This is a genomic window from Candidatus Cyrtobacter comes (assembly GCF_034470605.1).
Classification (GTDB): Bacteria; Pseudomonadota; Alphaproteobacteria; order Rickettsiales; family Midichloriaceae; genus Cyrtobacter; species Cyrtobacter comes.
Window position 1 is genome coordinate 1 of record NZ_JARGYT010000109.1, and the last position, 3264, is coordinate 3264.

At 37.9% G+C, this 3264-nt stretch carries 1 protein-coding gene; it reads right to left on the reverse strand.

What is annotated here, in order from left to right:
• Positions 1-360: 360 nt before the first annotated feature.
• A complete protein-coding gene (locus tag Cyrtocomes_RS05650; protein ID WP_322498216.1) occupies positions 361-2274 on the reverse strand; it encodes a hypothetical protein in 1914 nt (637 codons plus the stop codon).
• Between the last annotated feature and the right edge of the window lie 990 nt (positions 2275-3264).

Consider the following 3264-nt stretch of genomic DNA (forward strand, 5'->3'; position numbering starts at 1 on the left):
CGATCAGAGATTGGGCCTTAGCTCTCAATCAGTTCCACATCTTGTTCCCTGACAGATGTAGGGCTTAAAATTCAACTTACACACTTAACGTGACATACCTAAATCTAATGAGGTTTTGTATCTCGAAGATAAGTCTGACAGTGTAAATTCAGATAAGATTTTTCTTCTTGAGTTGTACTATCTGTAAGATTAAATCTTGACTAATACAAATTACTATATCTTATACTTCTGCTCCATACCACAGTTTCGAAAGAAATCTAGTTAAAGTTTAAGCGAAGACCAAAGCGTTTGACTCTAGGGGCATACCAATCTTTATAATGTTAATATAGCCCCTGAAGTTATAGTTTTGATTAAACCGTTTTATACGGCACATTCCACATCAATACATATATCATCTAATTCAAGATGAAGAGGGAAGGTATCAAAAGCGTAACCTTTATTATTATTACCATCTACAGAACTACCCTCTGGAAACAAACGACCCTGACTATCTTCTAGTATAGCATTTATTCCACTAGCTGGATCTCCATTAAGCCAACGCACTACTACATGTGCAAATGATGCATCTTGTGAGTTGGTTTTGATCACAGTATTAGCTTTAATTGTCCCCTGCCCCAAAGCATTTGGGAAGAAGCAATATACACCAATTCCTCGCGCATCAAAACCAGAGGCACTAGCGGCAATATAAAGAGAAGGGCAAACAGTTTCTTGTATAACTTCTGTCGAGTTTGGTATAGTACAATCTACTTTTACACCTCCAGTAGGCATAAAATAAGGCAATTCTGATTGATAGAACTTGATCTGTCCATTTTTACCTAACCAAACCGTTTGAATATCATTAAAGTGCTCAACAAATAAACCCTTCATCTTCACGTCATCACCATTCACTATCAAGCCATGCTTGCAATAATTAATACTAAACGGAATCTGTAAAGCCTGCGCATCATGATCTGCCCTCCACAACCATAAATTCTCGCCCACAACACAATTAGCATCTATACGCACACAAGCGTAAGCCACAGGAGATATCTGCCCATCATTAATACGTGCAATTCTACAATATACATCCTGAAGTACAGTAGGGTTAGCCTTATTACCATGCAGTAAGTCACCAACAATAAGCAGTACATTCTCCTGATCAGAGGCAGAACCATTAACACCTGCATCAAAAGTAATACCGGTTAAATGTACACCCTCGCTACCAACGTGCATACATCCACCTGAACTACTTTGGCACACTAAAGAAGGTAATCCGAGCCCGATCACAATTTTATTATCCGGAATATTCAGGACCCCACCCAATTCATATATACCAGGTGTTATAATAAGGCCTGGTGCGCCACCAGCCAATGCAGAGTTGATAGATTGTATCTGGGCTGCAGTAATAATTGCCGGTGAAACATCTGATGAAAGCAACACAAAATCGTCAGCATTTTTTATATCTTGCGCAAGTTTTACATTCCATTTTCCATTAAATAGCAGCTTAGGATGAACAAGATGCATATCATCGGTGGTTTGTGTAAAAGGATAACCTTTCCAAATGTTTTTAGTGGAGCTATCACCATCACCAAATACAGTACCTTGGTTATTATTAGAGACTATATTCCACACGCCTGCCTGTAGCTGTGAAAATGTAGAATCTGTGACATAAAACTGTTGCTGCGATCCAAGTATCAGCTTGCTATTAATATGCATATTACTGATGAACCCACCACTCGTAAATCCACAATCCCCGCCTAGCCCCCAATCACACATCAATATATCGCCACCTACTATATTTACCGATCTAATAGGCGCCGCTTGTGAAACTGCAAAGCGCAGTGGTGCACCAAGCCTTCCTATCTCCATAGAGATATCAGACAGACTACGCCAAAAATTATCAAGTCCACCTGGAGCTTTACAGTTAGCATCACCAACTTTCTCACAGTTATTAAGCACATTGATACCAGGAGCAACATGAACACCATTTTCATCATTTGCAACACCCATAACCTGAGTATAATACCCAAGCTTAAATTGATCAGGCATATTGTAATTTCCCTCACCAACAAGTATGGCATATCTACTACTTGACCATTCACTGGTCTCTCCATGCCGCATAGTGCTTTGTGGCCCACCTATCTGCGATCCTAGCGCATAAAGCCCCTGCGCATCGCCATTACCGCTAAAATATACGCCACTTGGACAAGAGCTAGGCAGACATTCAGAAGACTTCTTCACCACTTCTGAAAATTTACTAGCTATATCATTCTCATTATAAAATACTGCACTCATACATTACCACAACACCAAAGTATGCCGCTACTATATACACCCGCAATATCTATACAATATAATAAAATATTAACTAGAGATGAGAAAATTTAGAAACATTTGAGAGTGTTCATATAAAGAGAGATAGAAAAGCCTCTCTATAAGCCTGGAAGATTTCTGGCATAGAAAGAGCGCAATTTCATCGACATCTCAATCATCTCCTCCTTTTTTGAAACTACTTTGGTCGTCATTCTTCCAAGGTGATGTCGCTATTGTCTCTTATCTTTGTATACTTCTTCCCTATAAAATGGCGATTTTTTGGTAAGACAGACCACTCCAGTTATCTGTATAATATCTAGCATCTTTGATGTGCCTTATTTTGTTATAAAGTTTTTCGAAGGTTTTAGCATAACCCAGGCAATAGTTCTCCACGATCCAATGCTTTAATAATCAATTTCTTTTTGATTGTATAAAATGCCACATCTCATCAAATTCTATTTCTTGAATATCGTTTGTGATTTTATTCAATCTCAGATGAAGCTATCCAGTTATAGGCTGTAGTGCGCGATACCACAAATAGCTTTGCTATAAATCCATATGAGGATTTGCCAATCGCATATAACATTACACTTTCTTAATCTCATAATATTTTTGCGTCCTTACATCACCTTCGATAAATAGATAACTCTTGTATCTATACCTTTGTTTCTGCATATGGCACTGTTAACAACTCAAAGGAAAGGAGCTTTTATGTTATACTGCGGCAATAACACATAAAAAGTATGAAGAATGTTAAATGAGAGGAAGTACCCAATAAAAGAAGGTAAGTTTAAAGAATTAATATATCCATTCTTAAAAGAAACAAAGCAAAAGATGGGAAGGCAAGTAAGTCACTAGGCACTGTTAACAAAGGTTGTATTTAATAGATGCTAAAGCTATAAAGGCAAGGAAAGAGAGATCGGATTTCTCAAATCGTAATGCTAAGCGTCGATTTTCTTTGAGTTTAGCGAA